At 74.4% G+C, this 16497-nt stretch carries 12 protein-coding genes and 1 pseudogene; 5 read left to right on the top strand and 8 right to left on the bottom strand.

Annotated elements, in window-relative coordinates:
• Window positions 1–62 precede the first annotated feature (62 nt).
• Both ACIPAE_RS32170 and ACIPAE_RS32165 read left to right on the top strand, forming a co-directional pair.
• A complete protein-coding gene (locus ACIPAE_RS32170) occupies window positions 63–608 on the top strand; it encodes a TetR/AcrR family transcriptional regulator (RefSeq protein ID WP_402450075.1) in 546 nt (181 codons plus the stop codon).
• A 104-nt stretch (window positions 609–712) separates the two neighbouring features.
• Window positions 713–1087: pseudogene (locus ACIPAE_RS32165) on the top strand (phosphogluconate dehydrogenase C-terminal domain-containing protein); the annotation flags it as partial.
• Window positions 1088–1167: 80 nt separating this feature from the next.
• On the opposite strand, the gene ACIPAE_RS32160 reads toward ACIPAE_RS32165, so the two are convergent.
• Window positions 1168–2328 (bottom strand): nuclear transport factor 2 family protein, encoded by a 1161-nt coding sequence (locus tag ACIPAE_RS32160; protein WP_402450073.1) that lies wholly within the window; start codon window positions 2326–2328, stop codon window positions 1168–1170.
• A 93-nt stretch (window positions 2329–2421) separates the two neighbouring features.
• Between ACIPAE_RS32160 and ACIPAE_RS32155 the strand changes: the two genes are divergently transcribed.
• Window positions 2422–3339 (top strand): LysR family transcriptional regulator, encoded by a 918-nt coding sequence (locus tag ACIPAE_RS32155; RefSeq protein ID WP_402450071.1) that lies wholly within the window; start codon window positions 2422–2424, stop codon window positions 3337–3339.
• Window positions 3340–3714: 375 nt separating this feature from the next.
• Window positions 3715–5016 carry a PQQ-dependent sugar dehydrogenase gene (locus tag ACIPAE_RS32150; protein ID WP_402450069.1) on the top strand — a complete coding sequence of 434 codons (1302 nt, stop codon included), beginning with the start codon at window positions 3715–3717 and terminating at the stop codon, window positions 5014–5016.
• 21 nt (window positions 5017–5037) lie between these two features.
• Here ACIPAE_RS32150 and ACIPAE_RS32145 read toward each other — a convergent pair whose 3' ends face one another.
• Entirely contained in the window at window positions 5038–5784 is a 747-nt protein-coding gene (locus tag ACIPAE_RS32145) for a TetR/AcrR family transcriptional regulator (protein ID WP_329362051.1), read from the bottom strand.
• A gap of 254 nt (window positions 5785–6038) precedes the next feature.
• Here ACIPAE_RS32145 and ACIPAE_RS32140 point away from each other — a divergent pair, with 254 nt between their 5' ends.
• Window positions 6039–8267 carry an MMPL family transporter gene (locus ACIPAE_RS32140; protein WP_402450067.1) on the top strand — a complete coding sequence of 743 codons (2229 nt, stop codon included), beginning with the start codon at window positions 6039–6041 and terminating at the stop codon, window positions 8265–8267.
• 81 nt (window positions 8268–8348) lie between these two features.
• Here ACIPAE_RS32140 and ACIPAE_RS32135 read toward each other — a convergent pair whose 3' ends face one another.
• From ACIPAE_RS32135 to ACIPAE_RS32110, 6 genes are all read right to left on the bottom strand, one after another.
• Window positions 8349–9176 carry an SDR family NAD(P)-dependent oxidoreductase gene (locus ACIPAE_RS32135; protein ID WP_402450064.1) on the bottom strand — a complete coding sequence of 276 codons (828 nt, stop codon included), beginning with the start codon at window positions 9174–9176 and terminating at the stop codon, window positions 8349–8351.
• A gap of 246 nt (window positions 9177–9422) precedes the next feature.
• A complete protein-coding gene (locus ACIPAE_RS32130; RefSeq protein ID WP_402450061.1) occupies window positions 9423–9944 on the bottom strand; it encodes a MarR family winged helix-turn-helix transcriptional regulator in 522 nt (173 codons plus the stop codon).
• A gap of 188 nt (window positions 9945–10132) precedes the next feature.
• Window positions 10133–10816, bottom strand: a complete 684-nt coding sequence (locus ACIPAE_RS32125) for a hypothetical protein (RefSeq protein WP_402450059.1) — start codon at window positions 10814–10816, stop codon at window positions 10133–10135.
• A 100-nt stretch (window positions 10817–10916) separates the two neighbouring features.
• A complete protein-coding gene (locus ACIPAE_RS32120) occupies window positions 10917–12947 on the bottom strand; it encodes a hypothetical protein (protein ID WP_402450056.1) in 2031 nt (676 codons plus the stop codon).
• Between the two features lie 6 nt (window positions 12948–12953).
• Entirely contained in the window at window positions 12954–14600 is a 1647-nt protein-coding gene (locus tag ACIPAE_RS32115) for a heparinase II/III family protein (RefSeq protein WP_402450053.1), read from the bottom strand.
• Window positions 14601–15640: 1040 nt separating this feature from the next.
• A complete protein-coding gene (locus ACIPAE_RS32110) occupies window positions 15641–16408 on the bottom strand; it encodes an SDR family NAD(P)-dependent oxidoreductase (protein ID WP_402450050.1) in 768 nt (255 codons plus the stop codon).
• Window positions 16409–16497 lie beyond the last annotated feature (89 nt).

Below are 16497 nucleotides of genomic sequence, written 5' to 3'. Positions count from 1 at the left end.
ATACTTTTATAGGCAGGGCTTTTCTCATTGTCAATAACTGTCTGGTTATTTACGATGGGGGCATGGCACGGGACCCGGACAGGACCAGGGAGAAGCTGCTGCACGCGGCGGTGGCCGAGTTCGCCGCCCACGGCGAGGCCGGCGCGCGGATCGACCGCATCGCCGAGCACGCGGGCGTCAACAAGCGGATGATCTATGCCTACTTCGGCAACAAGGAGGCGCTGTTCGCCGCCGTCCTGGAGCACTCGCTGGGCCAGCTCGTCGAGACGGTGCCGCTGACCACCGACGACCTGCCGGGCTACGCGGGCCACCTCTTCGACTACCTGATCGACCACCCCGAGCGGCACCGGCTCGCCCTGTGGCGCGTGCTGGAGGGCTCCCGGTCGACCGAGGCGGAGGAGCGTTCCACCGCCGAGAAGCTGTCGGCGCTGCGGGACGCCCGCGCGCATGACAGCGGCCTGGACGCGGCCTCGCTGCTGGTGTTCATCATGGCGCTGGTACGCGCCTGGCCGAGCACCTACGACAAGATGACCCGGCCCTCCTTCGCGGACGCCGCCGCCCAGCGCGCCGCGGTCGTCGAGGCGGTCCGCCGGCTGACCGCGACCTAGGGTCCGCCGCGCGGAGCCCGGCGACCCGCCCCGTACGGACCTCGGCACCCGCCGTACGCGGCAGGCCCCGGTGGCCGCGGGAGCTTCGCATCGCGGCCCCGCAGATCGCGGCCCCGCAGGAGGTCGTCGCCGCGTACGAGGGCGGCGACGAGGCCCAGCAGAATCCGGCCGGCTCCGTGATCCGCGTGAGGTACGCGCCCGCGGTCGATGTCCACCGGGTCACCGTCAAGCAACCCGCCGTGCTGGAGTCGACGTTGGTCGAGACCACCGCCTGCATGGCGGGCGCGCCGCTGACGGAGGCCCTGCACGAGACCGTGCGCACCGTCGGCGTGCCGGAGAAGGCCGCCCGCGCGATGCCGCTGGGCCGCACCCAGGTCGCGCCGGCCAACACCCTCAAGGGCTCCCACCCGTTCTCCGACGCCTGCCTGATCGCCACGGACCACGGCCGGGAGTCGATCGTGCGCGACGACTGGAAGCGGAGATCAGGCGCTGACCCTCGCGCGGACCGCGGGGAGCGGCGGACCCGCCTCGGTACGAGCCGGACGTCTCTTCCGCCGCCTCAAGGGTGCCGGTGGTACACCTTGTTGGCGATACGCCAACCGTCGCCGCCCTGGACCAGCAGGAAGAGGTCGGTGAAGGTGTCCGGGCCGTGCCGGAGCGTCATGGTCGCGGTCGCCACGGTGCCGCGGACCTCGACGGAGTCGATACGGCGCGAGCGGGCCGGCTCGTCCGGCGCCGGCCGGCCGCCGAACAGGGCGCAGTAGTCGTCCAGTCGCCACGACACGAACGCGCCGTCCCGCAGGCCCTCGATGTGCGCGGTGGGCAGGAACGCGTCGCGGAAGTGGCCGGGGTCGCCGGTGGCGTGCCCGCGCTGGTAGGCGCGCAGCGGGGCGAGCACCGCGTCACCGGGGGCGGGCACGGTGGCGGCGAGGGCGATGTCGGCGTCAGAGCCGGCCGGGCAGGCGGCCAACTCGGCCGCGCCGCGCAGCGGGACGTCCGACGCCGCCGCCAGCAGCGCCATGTCCTTGGCGAGCGTGCCGATCGTGAACTCGGCGGCGGCTAGGGCCGGTTGATCGCCGAGAAAAGCTCGCTTGCGGGTGACGAGACCACCGAGGTGCCCGAGTTCGAGGACGTCCAGTGCCTGGGCGCGGGGCACGCCCAGGGCGTCGGCCTGCCGCAGCGACTCGCCCAGCGCGAGCACCGCGCCGGCCAGCGAGCTGTTGGCAACCAGCTTGAGCGCGGCGGCGGTTGCCGCGTCGTCCACCGCCCGCACGGTGCCGAGCGCCGCCAGGACCGGTCGCGCCCGGTCCAGCGCGGGGCCCTCGGCGGCGGCGAGAATCCGCAGCGTCCCCGCGGTGGCGGCCGGCACCGAGCCGAGCACCGGGGCATGGACGTAGGACGGGCCGAACTCCCTTGCCAGCAGCGCTGCTTCGGCGGGGGCGATGGTGCTGGTGTTGAGCACGAGCGTGTCGGGGCGCAGCGACACGCGGACCCGGTCGGCGACCTCGCGGCAGGCCGGGCCGTCGTACAACGCCAGGAGCATCACGTCGGCCTTCGCCACGGCGTCGTTCGGGTCGCCGGTGGTACGGACGGCGCCGGCCGCGCGCCCGGAGCGCGTCCAGCCGACGACGTCCCAGCCCTCTCCGGCCAGCCGTGCGGCGATCGCGGCGCCCATCCGGCCCAGGCCGAGGACCGCGACCGTGTGCGGTGTGGTGGTCATACGTCCAGCCTGGTACATCGCGATGGCTGCGACAAGCGCAGATCTCGCAGGTCAGCTCTGCGTGATGCGCATGGCAGCGGGCATACTGGCGTCATGGATCTGCTGGTGTGGCGGGCGTTCGTGACGGTGTGCCGGCTCGGCTCGCTGTCGGCGGCGGCCGAGGAGCTCGGGCACACCCAGTCGGCGGTCTCCCGGCAGATCGCCGGGCTGGAGCGCCGACTCGGCGTGCCGCTGGTGGAACGCCACGCGCGGGGGGTGCGCCCGACGCCGGCCGGCGAGGTGTTCCGCCGCCACGCCCTGGTCGCGCTCAACGAGGCCGAGCGCGCGGTCCGCGCCGTCCGCGACCTGCGCGACGGGGTGGCCGGCCGGCCGCTGGCCGTCGGTGCGACGCCGTCCCTGGCGGCCGGGGTGGTGCCCGCGGCGATCCGCCGCCTGCTGGACGCGGAAGGCCCCCTCGGCTGGAGCCTGTCGCCCGGGCTGAGCGCGGACCTGCACGACCGGGTGGCCGCCGGCGATCTCGATGTCGCCGTGGTCACCGACGCGCCGCCCGGGCTCCCCGACGATCCGCGGGTCGAGCGGCGGTTCCTCGGGGTGGACGCCATGGTCGTCGTGCTGCCGGCCGGCCATCTCCGCGCCGGGCGCGGCCCCGTACCCGTCGAGGCGCTGGCCGGCGAGACCTGGGTCGAGGACAACGACGGCTCCGCTGCGCTGCTGCGCCGGCACGCCGCCCGCGCCGGCGTCACCGCCCGCATCGACCTGACCGCCGCCGATCTGCCCGGCAAGATCGCCCTGGTGGCGACCGGCCACGCCGTCGCGCTGATCCCCGGGGTGCTGAGGTCCGCGCTCCGGACCGACGTCACGACCGTGGCCCTCGTGGACCCTCCGACCCGTGGCGTCTACGCCCTCGCGCCCCGTCGCGACCCGCACCCGTCCACCGCGGCGCTGCTCGACCGGCTCGCGACGGCCTTCACCCCCGGTGCGCCCTCCGCCCCGCCCGCTCAACGGACTTGAGCCGACCCCGACCGTCCCGCGCCTTCCGGTGCCGCCCGCCGGCGGTGCGCGCGGGCGTCGGCGGTCCGGGCGCCGGGCAGTACGACGGCCCGACCCGAGCGCGGACCCGGACTCGCACCCCGACGCACACGCCGACCCACGCCCCGACCCGCACCCCCGCGCACGGATCGGCGGGCCCCGGGCCCGGGAAGGAACGGGAAGGAACGGGAGGGAACGGGAGGGGCCGTTCGGGCGCTGGTGCCCGGTGCCGGTCGCGGCGGGCCCGGGCATGGGGTAGGAGTGGCCCGAGGGCCCGGACCGGGCCCGGTCGGCATACGGCATACGGCATACGGCACACCGGCGCACGGCACCGGGTACGAGAAGGGCGACCGTCGGATGACGGCAAGGCGCAGGACACTGACGGAGCACGCGGACCGCTTCCTCCCGCAGCGGCGGATCGGGGCCGCGGGCCGGCGCGGGCGGGGCACCGCGGTGGGCGCCGCCGCGGTGGCGGCCGTGCTGCTCGCCGGCTGCTCGTCGGGATCGGGCGGCAGCACGTCCACCCCGTCCGGCGACGCCGGCGCGTCGTCATCGGCGTCACCGTCGGCGAGCGCGTCGGCCCCTGCCGGTACCGCGGGTTCCGCCCCCGCCTCGGCACCCGCGACCGCGACGCCGACCGCGACCGCGGGCGCCGCCTCCGGATCGGCGGCGGTCACCCGCACCGTCGCCAAGAACCTGGACGTGCCGTGGGGCATGGCCGCGCTGCCCGGCGGCGACCTGCTGGTGAACTCGCGCGACACCGGGGTGATCCAGCGGATCGCGGCCGGCACCGGCAAGCGCACCGTGGCCGGCACGGTGCCCGGGGTGGTCTCCACCAAGAGCTCCGCGGGCGAGACCGGCCTGCTCGGGCTGGCGCTCTCCCCGGACTTCGGCGCGAACCAGCTGATCTACGTCTACTTCTCCACGGCGACCGACAACCGCATCGCGAGGCTGACGTACACGCCCTCCGCGACCGCCGGCCACCAGCTCGGCAAGCTCGACGTCATCCTCAAGGGCATCCCCCGCAACATCCACCACGACGGCGGCCGGATCGCCTTCGGCCCGGACGGCTTCCTCTACGCGGGCACCGGCGACGCCGAGAACAAGACCCTGCCGCAGAACAAGTCCTCGCTCGGCGGCAAGATCCTGCGGATGACGCCGGACGGCAAGCCGGCACCGGGCAATCCCTTCGGCCACTCCGTCGTCTACACCCTCGGCCACCGCAACGTGCAGGGCCTGGCCTGGGACCCGTCCGGGAACCTGTGGGCCTCCGAACTCGGCGACAAGAAGGCCGACGAGCTGAACCTGATCAAGGCCGGCCACAACTACGGCTGGCCCGCCACCCAGGGAAAGACCAGCCACCCCGGATACACCTCGCCCGTCGCCCAGTTCGGCACCGAGCAGGACTCCCCCAGCGGCATCGCCTGGGCCGACGGCTGCATCTGGATGGCGGCCCTGAAGGGCGAGCGGCTGTGGCGCATCCCGCTGAACGGCACCAAGCTGGTCGCCGCGCCGCAGAGCAAGCTGGTCGCCACCTACGGCCGGCTGCGCACCGTCCTGGCCTACGACGGCGGGCTGCTGGTGACCACCAGCAACACCGACGGCCGGATCAGTCCGAAGCCGGGTGACGACAAGATCCTGATGGTGAAGGTCAGTTGACGCCCCGTCAGTGCGTAGGGATCAGGCCGGCGCGCTGACCGCGGCGGGTATGCGGCGGTGGACGTCCTGGAGCATGTGCGCCATCGCCATCCGGAAGATCTCGGCCTGGCCGTCGCCGATGAACGAGGTCTGCCCGAAGACCTCCAGGACGACGAGGCCGTGCACCCGCCCCCACGCGTCGACGAAGAGCGCGATCGCGGGCGGCGGCAGCTCGCCCGGCCCTTCGGCCGGCAGGCTCTCCAGGTGTGCCAGGAGTTCGGGTGAGAGCGCTGAGGTGTCGGCCGCCGCGAGTTGCTCCCTGCTGAACCCGTCGAACAGCTCGCGCTGGAAGATGCCGGCTATCCGGCGCATCGCCTTGGTGGTGGCGCCCTCGGCGGGGGCCGCATAGCCGCGCAGCGGCGTGCCGAAGAGGAGTTGGAACCGCTCGGGGTGGGCCATGGCCCAGCGGCGGTAGCCCTCGGTCGCGGCCACCAGGCGCGGCACGTCCGAGGAGTCCGGCACGCCGTCGAGGGCGGCCTGCAGCGCGTCGGCCAGGTCTTCGTACTCCTTGGCGACCAGCGACGTGACGAGGGCTTCCCGCTTCGGGAAGTAGTGGTAGAGGGCCTGCACGGTCATGCCGAGGCTGCGGGCGACCGCCCGCAGGGACAGCGCCGCGGGGCCATCCTCGGCGATCTGGCGCTCGGCGGCCTCCAGGATCTCCCGGACGGCGGCGGCCCGGCGCCGCTCGCGCAGGGTGGGCGGGGCCGTGGCGTGCTCTTCTGCGGGCATGGAGCCACCGTACGGCCTGCGCCTTCTGGCGGTCTTCAGGAATTCGAACACTGTCAGGTAAATCTCACACTGCCAACTCCCGCTCCGTCTCACTAACGTCGTTGCCGCGACGAAGAGCGCGGTGCCGGTGCCGGTGGCGCGCCAGGTTCCGACGCGCGCCCAGCCGCCGTCGAGCGCCGCGTGGTTCCCCCCTGCCTCCCGGCCGCCGCCACGTCGCCTTCACCGCAAGCGCAAGGACAAAGAGGAGATCCCGCGTGTTCCAACGCATAGCCGAACTGGCGATCCGCCGGTCCCGGCTGGTACTCATCGTCGCTGTCGTGGCAACGGCCCTCATGGGTGCCGCGGGCAGCGGCGCGTTCACCAAGCTGTTGGGCGGTGGATTCGACGACCCCTCCTCCCAGTCGACCCGGGCGAGCAACGTCATCGACCGGAAGTTCGGCGGTGAGACGAACCTGGTGCTGCTGGTCCGGGCCGGCGGCGGCCGCATCGACACCCCGGCCGCGGAGCGCAGCGGCCGCGCGCTGGAGGCCGACCTCAAGCACGAGAGCACCCTGGCGAACGTCGTCTCGTTCTGGGACACGCACAGCGCCCGACTCCGTTCGCGGGACGGCCGCGAGGCCATGGTGCTCGCCCACGTCAAGGGCGACGAGACCCAGCAGAAGAAGAGCGCCGAGCACCTCATCGACACCTACAGCGGCACTTACGGGCACACGCTCACCGTCAAGGCCGGCGGCGGCGCCGCGGTGAACTCCGACATGTCCAAGCAGGTGGTGAGCGATCTCTTCCTGGCCGAGAGCATCGCCATCCCGCTGACCCTCGTGCTGCTCCTGTTCGTCTTCGGCAGCGTGGTCGCCGCGCTGCTGCCGCTGGCGATCGCCACCATCGCCGTGCTGGGCTCGTTCGCCCTGCTCTCCCTGCTCGGCAGCCTCACCAGCGTGGCCGACACCGCGACCAACCTCACCACGGCCCTCGGCCTGGGACTGGGCATCGACTACGCCCTGCTGATGATCAGCCGCTTCCGGGAGCAGCTCGCGACCGGGGCGAGCGTGGACGACGCGGTCCGGCGCACCGTACACACCGCGGGCCGCACCGTCGCGTTCTCCTCCGCGACCGTGGCCGCCGCGCTGGCCGCGCTGCTGGTCTTCCCGCAGTACTTCCTGCGCTCGTTCGGCTACGCCGGGGTCGGGGTCGTCGCCATCGCGGCCCTCAGCGCCCTGTTCGTGCTGCCGCCGCTGCTCGCCGTCCTGGGCCACCGGGTCAACAGCGGGCGGCTGCCGTGGCTGAAGTCCGAGCGCTCCGGCGTGCGGGAATCCGCGTGGGGTCGGCTGGCGCGCACCGTCATGCGGCGGCCCGCGCTCACCGCGCTGCCCGTGCTCGCGGTCCTGCTGGTGGCGGCGAGCCCCCTGCTGGGGATCACCTTCGGCACTCCGGACGAGCGCGTGCTGCCCACGAACGCCGAGAGCCGCCAGGTGTCCGCGGCGCTACAGAAGAACTTCGACGGCAACGACGACACGGCCTTGCAGATCGTCATCGACCAGCGGGTGGGCGAGGGCCCGTTGGGCGCGTACGCGACGGAGCTGTCCCGTCTCAAGGGCGTGGAGCGCGTCGAGACCAGCACCGCGACCTACGCCGGCGGGCAACGCTCGGCGGCCGACCCCGGCAGCGCCGGCCTCGGCCGGCCGGACGCCCAACGGATCAGCGTGGTCAGCTCGTTGACGCCGAGGTCGGACGACGCGCAGGACCTCGTCCGCGAGGTGCGGGCGCTGGCTCCGCCGCCCGGCGCGCACCCGCTGGTGGGCGGGCAGGACGCCGAACTGGTCGACGCCAAGCACTCCATCAGCAGCCACCTCCCGCTCGCCATCGGCCTGGTCGCCCTCACCACCTTCGTGCTGCTCTTCCTGTTCACCGGCAGCGTGGTGCAGCCGCTGCGCGCCCTGGTGCTCAATGTGATCACCCTGGGAACGACCCTCGGCGCCATGACGTGGATCTTCCAGAGCGGCCACCTGTCGGGCCTGTTCGGCTTCACCGCGCAGCCGATGGAGGTGTCGATGACGGTGCTGATGTTCTGCATCGTCTTCGGCCTGTCGATGGACTACGAGGTGTTCGTCACCAGCCGGATCAAGGAACTCCACGACCAGGGCGAGGACACCGGGTCCGCCGTCGCCAACGGCCTGGGGCACACCGGCCGCATCGTCACTGCGGCCGCCTGCCTGCTCGCGGTCAGCTTCTTCGCCTTCGGCACGGCCAAGGTCAGCTTCATGCAGATGTTCGGCCTCGGCAGCGGACTGGCCATCCTCATCGACGCGATCGCCGTCCGCGGGGTCCTGGTCCCGGCCGCGATGCGGCTGCTGGGCCGCTCGGCCTGGTACGCGCCCGGGTTCCTGCGCACGCTGCACGGACGGATCGGCCTCAGCGAGGGCGGGCCCGAACCCGTCGCCGCCGCACCCGAGTTGCCCCAGGTGAAGGACACCTCGGCAGTCTGACGGCCGGCCCGGACCCGCACGTGGGGCGCCTGACCTGGCGGTTGCCGGGGCGGGCGCCCCTCGGGCGTGCGACGGGCGCCGTCATCGCGGCAGGCCGGCGAGGAGCCGCTCGGTCATCTCGTGCAGGCGGGCGGCGTCCGCCGGGTCGAACGCCTGCCCGTCGGTGGGGACTTGGCGGCCCTCCAGTACGGCGGTGAGGCGGGCGGGCGGCTCGTCGAGGAACGGCTGGATCTGCGCGAGGGCCTCGGTGACGGGCTTGCCGGTCGCCTTCAGCCGGTCGACGGCGGCCGCGGTGGCCGGGTCGTACTCCCCCGCGAAGCTGGTGGACACCACCCCGGGGTGGTTGAGGACGTAGTGCACGGGGGTGTCGGCGTGCAGCCGGGCGAAGTGGACGCCGAGCAGGTCGCAGAGGGCGCCGCCGTGGCCGAGGGCGCCGGTGCCCGGGTAGCCGTGGCGCAGTTGCAGGTCGTTCCAGCGGACCGGGCCGGCCTGGCCGGAGCCGCCGAAGTTGAGCACGACGGCTCGCTCGGCACGGCTGAGCGGTGCGATCAGCCCGTGGCTGAGCAGGTGGCGGCTGAGGTAGTACAGCGCGAAGTTGCTCTCCAGCCCGTCCGGGGTCTCCGCCCGGGTCGAGCGGTGGAAGCGCGCGCCCAGCACCAGCAGGTCGACGGCCGGGTAGCCGCGGGTGATCTCGGCGATGACGCGGTGGTTCTCCGCCACCCGGCTCAGGTCGGCCCGGAGGAACCGTGCCCGGTCGCCGGCGCCGCTCCGCTCGGCGGCGGCCAGGAACGCCTCGCCCTTCTCGGCGCTGGTGCCGACGATCAGCACGTCGTGGCCGCGCTCCAGGTAGCGGTCGGCCAGCGCGCGGCCGATGCCGTCGGTGCCGCCGGTGATGACGGTGGTCCCCATGGTCTCCCCCAGGCTCTCTTCAACTAGTTTGATCAATCAAAGCAGATTGCCGGGAGGCGGGCAACGCGCTTGCGGGGGTGGGGACTTCGGCACACCTCGGGGACGCGGGGCGAACTTCCCTGGCGGCGGGGGCCGTCGGGTGCGGGTGCGGGTCCGTGTGCGGGTGCAGGGAGACTCGGGCGCGCTCGGGGCGGGGGGCCGGGGGCCGGGGGCCGGGGGAGGTCGGCGCGGGGGCCAACGCGGCGGTCAGTCGAGCGACTTGACGTAGCCCGCCTCGACCATGCCCGCGAGCATGTGGTCCTGGACCTGGATCAGGGTGTCGGCGGCCCGGCCGAGCTCGTCCGGCACCGCCTCGGTGAAGACGGTGGCGAGCAGTTCGCAGCGTGCGGCCCGGACCCGCGCGAGGGCCTCGCGGCCGCGTTCGGTGATCGCGATGACCCCGGAGCGGCCGTCGGACGGGTCCCGGAGCCGGCTGACCAGCGCGTCGGCCTTCAGCTGGCGAAGCTGGAGGGAGACCGTCGAGATGTCGATCCGCAGGCACTCCGCGATGTCCGACACCCGCATCGCGCCGGCGACGTCGAAGTGCTCCAGCAGCCGCAGCGCGCTCGCCGGGATGTCGCACCCCGACCGGCGGGCCACCTCGGCCCGGATGTACTTGCTCTCGCTCCACCGCATCAGCGCCGACAGCGCCACTTCCAGGCGGGCCAACTCCGGCGCGGCGGAAGGATTCCTCGGTGCGCCCGCGGACACCGGCGTGGATGGGGCCATTGCTCCAGGCTACAAGGGCGGCGCTTCCCGCGGGGCGGCGCTCCGGCAACGATCGGCGCCGCGCGCCAGGCTCGTGTCAGGCGCGTGTCAGTCGGCAATGCGGGCGTCCGTGCGAGCCTCGACGGGCCTCCCGGGCCGACCGAACCGACCGGGCGCCGGTCGCGCCCCGCGGGCCGACGCACCTGCCGCTACAGGGGCGACGGCGCCGGCCTCGCGGGACCGTGTGGAGCCGCCGACGACGCCCTTACGGACGGGCCACGGCCGTACGCACCCGGCGCCACGCGAAGGCCGGCCGGTGTCACCGGGGCGGCCAGGGACAGCGCGGCCATCAGCGGCAACGTCGGCCCGAGCAGCACCGGTCCGAGCGGCACCGGCAGCACCGACAGCGGCAGCACGGCCACCGCCGCCACGAGGCCGAGGGTGCGCCGCGGCGAGCCGAACGCGAAGACCGCCGCCGCCTGGTGCAACTCCCTTCGCTTCGCGTCCGGTTGGAGCGTCGTCGTCACCGCGAGGGCGACGGCGTAGACCGCCGCCGCGGCGAGCAGGACGGCCTGCACGGGCAGCAGCGCCAGCGCGGGACCGCTCCGCCCCACCAGGAACACGGTGTTGGAGACGCAGAGCAGCAACACCGCCGTGCCGACGAGCGCTTCGCCCCGCAGCCGCCGCCACTGCGCCGGGAAGGCCCGCAGCGTCGCGGTGAAGCAGCGGCCCGAGCCGTCGGTGCGCCAGCTCTGCAGCGCGGTGGCGGCCGCCGCCAGGGCCGGCAGCCAGGTGACGACGCCGAGCGCGAGCACGCAGAACGCGGCTCCGGCCAGGGCCGGGTAGGCGACGAACTCCGCGGCGCGCAGCGCCTTGCGTTCCCAGCCGTCCATGAGTGTGCTCCTGCCGATCGGTGTGCCGTGGATGTGCGGTGGAGGGAGGTGAGGGGTCGGAGGTGGTGGGCCGGAGGTGGCGGCCGGCGCCGGCTCGCGGTCAGCTCAGGATCGCGGTGACCGGCTCGCCGGACGCCAGGAGTCGCTGCCCTCCTCGGTGCACCGTGCGCGCCCCGACCACCGCGGTGCGGCCGCCCGACATGACGACGGCGGCCGCGTCCGCCCGTACACCGCCCGCGTCGATCCGCCGGGTGAGCGGGGCGAGCAGCACCGTTTCGGCGTCCTCGCCCCGGCCGACCCGGACACCCCAGCCCTCGGCCGTATCGAGCGCCACTGCGGCCGCCGGTGTGGCGTCGAAGGCGTCGGCGCACTCGATGACCGTCAACAGCGCTGTCTCCCGGGCGGGTTCGGTGGTCAGGTGCAGGGTCTGGAGGGTCTTCTCGATCCGCAGACTCGGCGTGCTGGACGTGGGGTTCGCCTCGATCGGAGTCGCGAAGCGCGTGGCGCGCACCGTCCGCGGGGCCAGCCGGGTCAGCCGCGCCTGGGCCGGGCCCGACGCCAACAGCCAGCTCTCGCCGTCGAGTTCCTCGGCCGGCCAGTCGGAGTGCAGCACGAACGTCCACTCCCGGGGCTGCCCGGCCGCGAGCAGGTCGAGCACGACGACCCGGCCGCGCGGGGTCACCACGAGCGTGCGGTCCAGCCGGGTCACGCCGAGTTCGGCGGGGAACATGCAGGCCGTCTCGCTGGTGGCGTGCGCGAACCCGCCCTCGGCGAGCACGTCCCGCACCCGCGGCCGCCGCTCGTAGGGGATGTCGCGGTAGACGTGGTAGCGGTCCTCGTCGGCCCAGCCCTGTCCGTCGACCAGCACCAGGTTGTGGTGCGCGGCGCGCTTGCGGTTGCTGTAGCCCTCGTCCACCGCGAGGAAGGCGCCGCGCGAGGCGATGACGAACGCGCCCGCGTCGGGGTGGTGGTGTCCCGCGCTGGCGGCCTCCCAGCCGGTCGCGCGCCGCAGCCGCTCGCCCTCCTCCCACGCGTGGTGGCCCCCGCCGGGTGCCGCCTTGAAACTGACGACGGTGGCCGGGGCGTCCCAGCCGGTGCGGGCGGTGATCTGCCCGAGGTCCGGGAAGTACGCGGTGGCCGGTGTCTCCCCGCCCGGGGCGCGGGTGGGTATCCGCGGGTCGTACCAGAGCAGTTCGAGGTACGCCTCGGGCATCACGCCGGGCCGGACCCCCGACGCGTACGCCTCGCGCCAGAAGTGCCGTTCGGCGACGAGGGAGCCGAGCCACTGGGCGGTGGGGTCGGCGTACGCGGCGGCGAGCCGGTAGTACAGGGCGACGCTGTGGCCGCTGCGACGGTCGTGGCAGTCGCCGTGGTCGATGTTCTCCTCGAAGGTGCCGCCGGCCGACTGGTGCAGCCGCCAGTTCGTGGTGTTGCGCAGGAAGTCGCACGTCTTGAACAGGTCGGCGCCCTCGACCCGTTGGACGAGGTCGGCGTGGATCGCCAGCCAGGGCACGCCGTAGCGCCAGTAGACGACGCCCTCGGAGTCGGAGCCGTCGCGGGCGAGATGGGCCAGCACCGTCTCCAGGTTGGCGCGGGCCGCGTCGGACCACTCGGGGCGGCCGAGCGCGTAACCGGCCGTGGCCAGCCCGGTCCAGCAGATCCAGTTGTGGTTCTGCCAGTAGGCGTCCGTCCACCACGTGCCCTTGTTCTGCTGGACGTACGCCCAAAGCCGCTCACCCTGGAGGGTCAGCTTCTCCCGCAACTCCGCGCGCCGGTCCGGTTCCAGGTCCTCGCCCAGCCAGGAGTACGCCAGCGACAGCCCGTGCAGCAGCCAGCCGGCGTCGAGGTCGTGGTCGGGCATGCTGGCCTTGCCCCAGTGCGGGTAGGCCACGCACGCGGAGATCCAGCGCCGGCACTCGTCGAGGTAGCCGCGCCGGCCGGTGAGGCGGTAGGCGAGCGCGAGGTTCGCGGCCGCGGGGCCGAAGTACGTGATGCTGGCGGTGGGATGCTCGGCTGGCGGCGTCTGGCCGCGGTACCAGTCGCACTGCTCGTACAGCCTGCGCCACTGCGCGGCCCGCACGGTGCGCAGTTCGGCCCGCAGCGTCTCCAACTCGCCGTCGAGTAGTAGCACTTCGGCTCACTCTCCCAGGTCGTGGTGGTCGGTGGTGCCGTCGAGGAGTTCGACGGCGAGCAGCGAACCGTCCAGCCGCATGGCGCGGACCGGGGACAGCCCGCGGCAGTAGGCCGAGGCGAAGACGACGCGGCGGCCGTGCGCGGACCAGTCGGCGCCCTGCCGGACGGCCGCCGGGTCGTCGGCCGGTCCCGGGTGCGGCCGGACCGCGAACTCCGCCTGCACCGAGGCGACATGGCTGCCGGTGAGGACCGGGCCCGCCTCGTCGCCCCAGACGGTGCGGACCACGCCGTCCGGGCCGCGCACCGCGTCGAACTCCACCGCCGGGCGCAGGTGCGCGGTGAGCGTGCGCTCGCGGTCGGCCTCGACGGTCAGCACGTCGAGCAGGTAGCCCGCGGCCGCGGTGACCGTGCGGGTGGCGGTCACCCCGTCGTACGCCTGCGCGCACACGCCGTGCGCGGCGCGCTCGTCCGCCCGGTCCAGCCGCGCGTCCACCTGCCGCTGGTCCGCGCCGTCCACGCTGAAGGCCGGGTGCGCGGCGGTCGAGGCGTAGTACGCCCGGAAAGCGCGGTGCGCGTACGGCACCTGGCCGGGGTCCGGCTGCCACGCCACGCCGTCCGGGCCGTACAGGTACAGCGCGAGCTTGTCCTGGTGGCCGTGGCCGCCGCCGTGCGGGCCGGCGTCCAGGACGGCGTGCACGCCGCCGCCCCTGACCACCGCGAATCCGGCGTCGGGGAAGGACCGGCGCGGCCGGGAGTACGGCCACGGCAGCGCGGGGCCGTCGAACCAGCCCTCGACGTCCGGCGCGGGCGCCGCGGACCGGGACCGGACCCGGTCCAGGACCTCGGCCAGCGGTTCGCCGGTGAACAACTGGTGCACCAGCAGGCACACTTCGTGCAGCTCGGCCAGGGCCTCGGCTCGCCGGTAGGGCCCGTCGTGCAGCTCCGGCAGGTCGCCGTCGGGCGCGGCGGTCCCGGCCAGCGCGGCGGCCATCGCCGCGAGCCGCTCCCGGTCGTCCGGCGCGATCCGGGCCGGGTCGCAGCCGCGCAGCGACAGCAGGTAGGCCCGCAGCACGAACAGGTGGTAGTAGGTGCTGCCTTCCCACTCCCATCCGTCGGGGTGGGTGGCCAGTCCCGGGTGGCCGCGCAGGTCGCCGTCGCGGCGGCCGCGGCAGACCACGGCGGCGGCGTTCAGCCACGCGGTGTAGTTGGAGCGCTCGTCGCCACGGGCCACCAGCCGCTCGCGGGCCGCCTCCGCGGAGTGCGCGAGCGCGGCGAGCAGGCGTGCCACGGCCGCGCCGCCGGTGCTGGTACCGGTGCCGGTGCCGGTGCCGGTGCCGGTGCCGGTGCCGGTGCCGGTGCCGGTGCCCTCGCCGCGCTCGGCGAGGCTCCAGGCCGCGTGCCCGATGTTCACCGCCCAGATCGCCTCGGTCAGCGCCTGCTGGAAGAGCCGGCCGCGCAGCATCCAGTCGGGCGCACCGCTGTGCTCCCCCGGCCTGGTCAACTCCGCGTACAGGGCCGCGTACCGCTCCAGTCCCCGGGCCGCGCTCACCCGATCCGCGGCATCCTCGGACGCGGCCAGGTGCCGCAGCCGCAGCGCGCACACCTGATGGGCGAGCACCGTCCAGGCCCCGCGCACCTCAGCGGTGTCCACCCGGCAGCCATGCGGACACACCGCTCCACCCGCCGGAAACCTCCCACCGAGCAGATCCCCATGCCCGAGCTCCGTACCGTGCACGGGACACACGTAGGCATGCCACCACCCACCCCGCTCTCCCGGCGGAACGACCACGTACCCGCGCTCCCCCGGCGGGGCAACCGGGTGTCCGTGCTCCGCGGCCGGGTTCACCGGGTCCGCCGGGATGTCCGGGTTACCTGTCTCCCCCGCCGGGTTCACCGGGTGGCCGTGCTCCCCTGCCGGGGTCACCAGGTGCCCGCGCTCTCCCGCCGGGGTGACCGGGTTTCCGCTTTCCCCTGCCCGGATGACCGGGTGGCTGTGCCTCCCCGCCGGGTTCACCGGGTCCGCCGGGATGACCGGATTACCCGTCTCCCCCGCCGGGGTCACCAGGTGTCCGCCCTGCCCTGTCGGGACGACCGGGTGTCCGTGCTCTCCCGCCGGGCTGACCGGGTTTCCGCTCTCCCCTGCCCGGATGACCGGGTGGCTGTGCTCCCCCGCCGGGTTCACCGGGTTCACCGGGTCCGCCGGGTCCGCCGGGGTCACCCGGTGCCCGCCCTTCCCCGCCGGGATGACCGAACTTCCGCGCTCCCCCGGCGGGGCCGCCAGGCGTTCGGCCTTCCCGTCGATGCCCCCGGTGCCGCCGGTCATGTCGGTCGCGCCCATGCCCTCAGCCCCGTCCCTCGCACTGGCCTCACCGGCCGTGCTCGCTGTGTCGGTTCCACCGCTGCCGCCGATCCTGCCGGTTCCGCCCATCCCCTCGGCTCCGCCGGTCGTGCCGCTCTCACCGGCCCCGCCGATACCGCCGACCTCGGCGAGCAGGCCCGGTACGCCCACACCCTCGGCCCCGCCGCTCGCGCTGCTCTCACCGACCCCGATCACCCCGCCCGTGTCGCCAGTCCTGTCGGCTCCGCCCGAACCGTCCGCCCCGCCGGCCGTGCCGGCCGCACCGGGCGCACCGGCCGTGGCGGCACGGCCGGTGCCACCGACCGCACCGGCCGTGCCCCGCGCGGACGCGCTCATCGCGGCCACGCGCCGCCGCCGATGTCGAAGGTCGCCCCGGTGAGGTAACCCGCCTCGTCCGAGGCGAGGTAGACGGCCGCGCCGGCGACGTCGTCCGGGACGCCGCCGCGGCCGATCGGCAGGCCGCCGACGATCTTCTCCTGGACCTGCGGGGCCGTGAAGGTGCCGTGGAAGGCGGTGTCGCCGATGAAGCCGGGGGCGAGGGAGTTCGCGGTGATGCCGTCCTGGCCGAACTCCTTGGCCAGGCCCTTGGTGAACCCGACGACGCCGGCCTTCGCCGCGGCGTAGGCCGCCGCACCCGGTCCGCCGCCGTCGTGCGCGGCCTGGGAGGCCATCGTGATGATCCGGCCGCGGCGGCCGGCTTCCCGCAGATACGGCACGGCGGCGCGCACGGTCCGGTAGGTGGCCGTCAGGTTGACGTCGATGACGGCGTGGAAGTGGTCCTCGGTCATCTCGGCGACCGGCACCCGCGCCACGAGGTGGCCGGCGTTGGTCACCACGATGTCGAGGCCGCCGAGGAAGCCGGCCGCCGCGTCGACGAGCGAGGTGACCTCGGCGCCGTCGGTGACGTCGGCGTGCAGCGCCGTGGCCTTGCGGCCGAGTCCGGCGATCTCGGCGGCGACCTGTTCGGCGCCTTCGGCACTGCGGCCGTAGTGGACGGCGACGTCCGCGCCGGCGGCGGCCAGGCCGCGGGCGACGGCGGCGCCGATCCCGTGGCCGGCCCCGGTGACGAGGGCGCGGCGCCCGGTGAGATCGAACGGCATGGGGGTGCCTCCTGGTGTGCGGTGGGTGAACTGCGAGGGGTAAGTACGAGGAAAGAGAGGAAGGGCGGTGAACGGGCCTCGCGGCGCGG

It is taken from the genome of Streptomyces sp. NPDC087270 (genome assembly GCF_044744625.1).
GTDB lineage: Bacteria > Actinomycetota > Actinomycetes > Streptomycetales > Streptomycetaceae > Actinacidiphila.
The sequence above is the reverse complement of the archived record's forward strand: the minus strand, read 5'-3'. Positions and strand labels throughout refer to the sequence as shown.